This is a genomic window from Kineococcus vitellinus (assembly GCF_009906315.1).
In the GTDB taxonomy this organism is placed as follows: Bacteria; Actinomycetota; Actinomycetes; order Actinomycetales; family Kineococcaceae; genus Kineococcus; species Kineococcus vitellinus.
The window spans coordinates 1-5,552 of record NZ_JAAALL010000288.1 but is presented as its reverse complement, the minus strand read 5'-3'; the positions used below and the strand labels follow the sequence as shown (position 1 = coordinate 5,552).

9 protein-coding genes are annotated in these 5,552 nt (G+C 76.1%); 1 reads left to right on the top strand and 8 read right to left on the bottom strand.

The genetic code is table 11. From position 1 onward, the window contains the following. Positions 1 to 626 (top strand): SMI1/KNR4 family protein (locus GTQ99_RS19135; RefSeq protein ID WP_166617307.1); only part of this gene is annotated, 626 nt, incomplete at its 5' end. A gap of 117 nt (positions 627 to 743) precedes the next feature. Here GTQ99_RS19135 and GTQ99_RS19130 read toward each other — a convergent pair. The 8 genes from GTQ99_RS19130 to GTQ99_RS19095 form a co-directional block, all read right to left on the bottom strand. After that, the gene (locus GTQ99_RS19130) at positions 744 to 1,340 is read right to left on the bottom strand and encodes a MerR family transcriptional regulator (protein WP_166617306.1); all 597 of its coding nucleotides are present in this window, start codon (positions 1,338 to 1,340) and stop codon (positions 744 to 746) included. A gap of 138 nt (positions 1,341 to 1,478) precedes the next feature. Next, the gene (locus GTQ99_RS19125; RefSeq protein ID WP_166617305.1) at positions 1,479 to 1,952 is read right to left on the bottom strand and encodes a bifunctional nuclease domain-containing protein; all 474 of its coding nucleotides are present in this window, start codon (positions 1,950 to 1,952) and stop codon (positions 1,479 to 1,481) included. Between the two features lie 67 nt (positions 1,953 to 2,019). Continuing rightward, a complete protein-coding gene (gene ftsR / locus GTQ99_RS19120) occupies positions 2,020 to 2,769 on the bottom strand; it encodes a transcriptional regulator FtsR (RefSeq protein WP_338075119.1) in 750 nt (249 codons plus the stop codon). Continuing rightward, positions 2,766 to 3,260 (bottom strand): FHA domain-containing protein, encoded by a 495-nt coding sequence (locus tag GTQ99_RS19115; protein WP_166617304.1) that lies wholly within the window; start codon positions 3,258 to 3,260, stop codon positions 2,766 to 2,768. Before GTQ99_RS19115 ends, ftsR begins: the two co-directional genes overlap by 4 nt. 91 nt (positions 3,261 to 3,351) lie before the next feature. Beyond that, positions 3,352 to 3,735 (bottom strand): glycine cleavage system protein GcvH, encoded by a 384-nt coding sequence (gene gcvH / locus GTQ99_RS19110; protein ID WP_166617303.1) that lies wholly within the window; start codon positions 3,733 to 3,735, stop codon positions 3,352 to 3,354. 41 nt (positions 3,736 to 3,776) lie between these two features. Next, positions 3,777 to 4,562: a DUF881 domain-containing protein gene (locus GTQ99_RS27175; protein WP_166617302.1), complete on the bottom strand. Its 786-nt coding sequence runs from the start codon at positions 4,560 to 4,562 to the stop codon at positions 3,777 to 3,779. Beyond that, complete coding sequence (locus GTQ99_RS19100) at positions 4,559 to 4,891, bottom strand: DUF1290 domain-containing protein (protein ID WP_166617301.1); 333 nt, start codon at positions 4,889 to 4,891, stop codon at positions 4,559 to 4,561. Before GTQ99_RS19100 ends, GTQ99_RS27175 begins: the two co-directional genes overlap by 4 nt. An 11-nt stretch (positions 4,892 to 4,902) precedes the next feature. Continuing rightward, positions 4,903 to 5,552 (bottom strand): DUF881 domain-containing protein (locus GTQ99_RS19095; protein ID WP_166617300.1); only part of this gene is annotated, 650 nt, incomplete at its 5' end.

The window sequence follows — 5,552 nt, the reverse complement described above, 5'->3', positions numbered from 1 at the left end:
CGGGTGCGCACGGCCTCGGGGGCTTCCGCCCCGCCGGCCCCGCCGGTGCGGAAGCCCCCGAGGCCGTGCGCACCCGCGAGCTCGTGGACCGCCTGCGCGCGCAGTGGACGCGCTCGGGCGCCGACATCGCCACCCGGCTGCGTCCGGGCGTGGACGACTCCCGCCTGGACGCCGTCGAGCGCCAGCTCGGGCTGCTGCTGCCGCGCGCGGCGCGGACGTGGTGGCGCGAGGTCGACGGCGTGGAGCCGGTGCGCACCCGCTACCGCACGAGCGCACCCACGGTCGGCCCCGGCGGCTGGGTGCCGCTGGACCTGGACGAGGCGCTGCGCCGGGCCGCGGGCCGGGGTCCCGGGCCGGCGGCCCCCCCGGCGCTGCTGCCGCTGTTCGCCCGCGACGAGGAGCTCATCGCGGTGCGGCTGGGCTCCAGCCGCGGGGACGTCGAGCAGCTCGTGCTCTCCGACGACGGCGAGGGCTACCAGCACTCCTGGCGGGTGGGCCTGGACGAGCTGCTGCGCACGTGGGCCGACGCGCTGCTGGCGGCCGTGCTGTGGCTGCCCGACGCGCACGACTGGGTCGTGGACCCCTTCGCGATGCAGGCGCTGCCCCGCCCCGAGCTCGTCGACTGACGGGCTCCTCGAGCGGCGGCGCGCCGGCGGGGCGCAGCCGCCCGGTGCACGGCTGAGGCCCGGAGCCCCCCTGCGGGGCGTCCGGGCCTTCGACGTGCGGGAGGGTGGCGAGGGGTCTCAGCCGGCCTCGCGGGCCCGGCGGCGGGCGGACAGCTCGTCGGCCAGGACCATCGCGGTGTGCCCGGGGTCCCGGTCGGCCGGGCGCTCGCTCGGCAGGGAGGCCAGCTCGCCCTCCACCTCGCGCCAGACGCGGCCCACGGCGATGCCGAACACGCCCTGACCGCCCTGGACGAGATCTATCACCTCGTCCGCCGAGGTGCACTCGTAGACGCTGGCGCCGTCGGACATGAGGGTGATCTGCGCGAGGTCGTCGACACCGCGCTCGCGCAGGTGCGTGACAGCGGTGCGGATCTGGTGCAGGGAGACCCCGGTGTCCAGCAGCCGCTTGACGACCTTGAGCACGAGGATGTCGCGGAAGCCGTACAGCCGCTGCGAGCCGGAGCCGGAGGCCCCGCGCACGCTCGGCTCGACCAGGCCCGTGCGGGCCCAGTAGTCCAGCTGGCGGTAGGTGATGCCGGCCGCCTTGCACGCCGTCTGACCGCGGTAGCCCACCTCGTCGTCGAGGTCCGGGAGGTCCTCCTCGAACAGCAGACCCTGCGCGCGGGCGGGTTGGGACTTCCGCGACGACCCCGCGACTGCGTCGCTACTGCTCACGCCGGCCTCCTCGTCATCGCCACCCGTCGAGGCTTCGAGCGGGAGCGTCCTGCACACTGACCGTAGAGCGGCACCCCCGGAGCGTCAACGAGGCGCGCGGCGCGCCGCCCTGCGACCTTCTCGCGGTGGACCGCGGACTCACCGCTCGCCGGACTCGAAGTCCTCCGGGGAGATGTGGTCCAGGAACTCGCGGAACTTCTCGACCTCGTCCTCGTCCTCGTCGGGCACCGGCACGCCGCCGGAGTCCAGGACCTCCTCGGCGCTCACGATCGGGCACCCCACCCGCAGCGCCAGCGCGATGGCGTCGGAGGTCCGCGAGCTGACCACCAGGCCGCCGTCGAAGGCGAGCTCGGCGAAGTAGACGTTGTCGCGCATCTCCACGATGCGGACCTCCTCCAGGCGCCGGCCCACGGCCTCGATGACGTCCTTGAGCAGGTCGTGGGTCAGCGGCCGCGGGGGCACCACGCCCTGCTGGGCGAAGGCGATGGCGCTGGCCTCCGGCGCACCGATCCAGATGGGCAGGTACCGGTCCCCGTCGCGTTCGCGCAGGAGCACGATCGGGTTGTTGGAAGGCATCTCGACCCTGACGCCGATGACATCGAGCGCGCGCACGGCTTCACCGTACCCCGTGCCCGGCGCCCGCACCCGGGAGCCCGCCCGGGCGGTGCCCGGCCGGTGCTCAGCCGGTGACGCGCCCCAGCGCCCCGGCGACCAGCGCGGTGTGCAGGCGCAGGCAGGCGGCGGAGATCTCCCGGGCGACCTGCTCGGCGCGCGCGGAGGCCTCCGCCGAGCGCTGGCGCTGCATCGGCGCCACGACCTGCTCGGCGAGGGCGACCTCGCGGTCGGCGGCGGTGCGGAACATCCGCAGGTGGCGCGCCTCGATGCCGTGCGCGGCCAGGGCGGCCGCGGCCCGCAGGACCTCCAGCGCCTCGCCGTCGTACCAGGGGCCGCCGGGGGCCGGCGAGAGCACGCCGAAGCCCTCCAGGGCGTCGAGCATCTCCGCGGCGACGCCGGACTCGCGCAGCAGCTCGCTGCGCGTCAGCCGCAGGTCGGCCGCGCGGCCCTCGAAGCGCTCGACGCCGGGCACGCCCGCGACGGGCACCACCGTCGGCACCCGCGGGGCCGCCCCCGGCTGCTCCGGCGGCTGCAGCCCGCGGTCCATGGCCTCCAGGTTCTCCCGGATGACCCGCAGCGGCAGGTAGTGGTCGCGCTGGGCGGCGAGCACGTAGCGCAGCCGGTCCACGTCGTCGGAGGAGAACTTGCGGTACCCGGCGGCCGTGCGCCCCGGCTCCACGAGCCCCTGCTCCTCGAGGAAGCGGATCTTGGAGATGCTGACCTCGGGGAAGTCCGGGGACAGGATCGCCATGACCTCACCGATCGTCATCCGGGGGGCGCTCGGGTCCAGCGCGCGGGCTCCGGACGCGCTCACGGCTGCGCGACCTCCGAGCTCGGGTGGTAGTCCATGCGGTACTTGCCGATCTGGACCTCGTCACCGGCCTTGAGCACGACGTCGTCGATGCGCTCGCGGTTGACGTAGGTGCCGTTGAGGCTGCCCACGTCGCGCACCCGGAAGCCCGGGCCGGTCACCGGGTCCGGCGCGCGCAGGAACTCCGCGTGCCGCCGCGAGACCGTCACGTCGTCGAGGAAGATGTCGCTGGTCTGGTGCCGGCCGGCCGAGGTGCGCTCGGCGTCCAGCAGGAAGCGCGAGCCCGTGTTCGGCCCGCGGCGCACCACGAGCAGCGCGCAACCGGCCGGCAGGGCCTCGATGGCGGCCCGGTCGTCGCTGGTGAGGCCGCGCTCGGCGCCCTCGTGCCCCTCCGGCGCGACCAGGCCGGAGAAGGACATGGTCGAGTCCGCCGGCCGCTCGGCCGCCACCTCGTCAGGGGTCCGGTCGTCCTCCGGCGACGTGCCCGCAGACATCGACACCACCTTCCACGCACTGGCCTCGGATCTTCGCGACCACCCTAGCCGGGTGGACCCCGCGGGTCAGCAGGCAGTCACCCGGCGTGAGTCACCCGGCGTGCGCGGCGTAGGCCTGCGCGTCGAGCAGGGCGTCGACCTCGGCGGGGTCGGACGGGGTGATGGTGAACATCCAGCCCTCGCCGTAGGGGTCGCTGTTGACGAGGTCGGGGCGCGTCTCCAGCCCGGGGTTGTGCCCGGAGACGGTGCCGCTGACGGGGGCGGTGATCTCGCTGACGCTCTTGGTCGACTCCACCTCGCCGCAGGAGCCGCCGGCGCTGACCCCCTCGCCCTCGGCGGGCAGCGAGACGTAGACGACGTCGCCGAGGGCGTCCTGGGCGTGGTCGGTGATGCCGACGCGGACGGTGCCGTCGGCCTCGACGCGCACCCACTCGTGCTCGCTGGTGTAGCGCAGGTCGGCGGGGACGTTCGACATGGCGGCGGGGACTCCTCGGGTGGCGGGCGGCTGGGTGGTGCTCACTGGTCCGCAGAGGGCTCCGGCGACGCCGGGCGAGCGTACTGAGGGGCGGAGAGCACGTGCAAGGCGCTCACCTGCACCGCCGGGGAGGTCTGCACCGCCAGCTGCGCACCGGCCTGGCGCAGCGTCTCGCGCACGCCGCCGGGGATGTCCAGGGCCGTGGAGAGGGTGTCGGGGTCGCCGACGACGGTCACCGCGTAGGGCGCGCGCTCGGTGGCGCCGTCGACGAGGACGCCGCCGGGGGCGTCGGCGAACGCGGTGCTCGCCACGACGCGGGTGGCGCCGACCTGCAGGGCCTCCGCCCCGGCGTCGCGCAGCTCCTGCACGAGCTGGATGAGGTGGGTGGAGCGCACCGCGCCGCCGGGGTCGGAGACCGTGGCCACGATCCCGGGACCGCTCGCCGGCAGGGTGCCGGCCAGCAGGCCGTACTCGGTGGCGCGCTCGGCGGCGGCGCGCTCGGCCGCCTGGGCGGAGTCGCTGCCCTCGGTGAGCTGCTCGCGCGTGGCCTCCAGGCCGCGCAGCTCGTCGGCCAGCCGGTCCCCGCGCTCGGTGGTGTCGTCGAGGATGCGCACCAGGTCGCTCTCGCGCAGGTCCTCCAGGCCCGAGGAGTCGGTCGAGCGCACCTGCACGACGACCCCGAAGCCCAGCGCGGCGCACAGCAGGCCGGCCAGCAGCTGACCGCGGGTGGCGCGCGGGCGCCCGGCGCGCACCAGCCGCCGCCAGGGCGAGCGGCGCGGCGCCGCGGGCACCCGCGGCCGCCCACCCGGCTGCTCGTCGGCGCTCACGCGTTGAGCAGGTGCCGGCGGATCGCGGCGGCGTTGGAGAAGATCCGCACGCCCAGCACCACGACGACACCGGTGGACAGCTGCGAGCCGACGCCGAGCTGGTCGCCGAGGTAGACGATGAGCGCCGCCACGACGGCGTTGGAGGCGAAGGAGACGACGAAGACGCGGTCGTCGAAGATGCCGTCGAGGACGGCGCGCAGGCCGCCGAAGACGGCGTCGAGGGCGGCGACGACGGCGATCGGCAGGTAGGGCTGCAGGAACACCGGCACCTCGGGGTGCAGGAGCACGCCCGCGACGATGCCGACGAGGAGTCCGAGCGCTGCGACCACGTCGCGGAACGCTACCGCGCGGCCGCGACGGCCAGCCGCAGGTCCAGGCGCTGGGCGGCGGGCAGCGTCAGGGGGTCGTCCTCGGCGCGGGCCTCCACCTCGACGCCGATGCCGTAGTTGTCGCGCAGCACCTGCAGGTAGCGGCCCGCGACGGAGGCCGCCAGGCCGGTCTGCAGCCGCGTCGGGTCGCCGACGGCGGAGACCGCGTAGGGCGGGGTGAGGGGGCGGTGGTCCACGAGCACGGCCTCCCCGGCCGCGCGGATGGAGGACAGCGCGCTCAGGCGCTGGCCGTTGACGGAGACGGCCTCCGCGCCCGCCTGCCACAGGCCGTTGACGACGAGCTGGACGTCGCGGTCGACGACCCGCCCGGAGGTGTCCGCGGCCCCGGCGCCGACCCCCTCGTCCGGGACCGGGGCGTCGTCGAGGACGACGCGCACGCCCGGTCCGCTGACGGCCACCGCGGCCGCGGCGACGGCCAGCTCGTCGGCGCGCGCCGCGGCCTGCGCGGCGCGGCTGCCGCCCAGGCGGGCGGCCAGCTCGGCGTTGCCGGCCTCCAGGGCGACCACCCGCGCAGCGAGGGCGTCGGTGCGCGCGGTGCCCGCCTCGACGCGCTCCAGCAGCTCGCGCCGGCCGCGGTCGGCGTCCGGCTCGGCGGCGGCGG

Excerpts from the sequence above, each read along its gene's own strand:
- GTQ99_RS19115 (WP_166617304.1), bottom strand. The coding sequence starts at position 3,260 with ATGTCTGCGGGCACGTCGCCGGAGGACGACCGGACCCCTGACGAGGTG.
- gcvH (WP_166617303.1), bottom strand. The coding sequence starts at position 3,735 with ATGTCGAACGTCCCCGCCGACCTGCGCTACACCAGCGAGCACGAGTGG.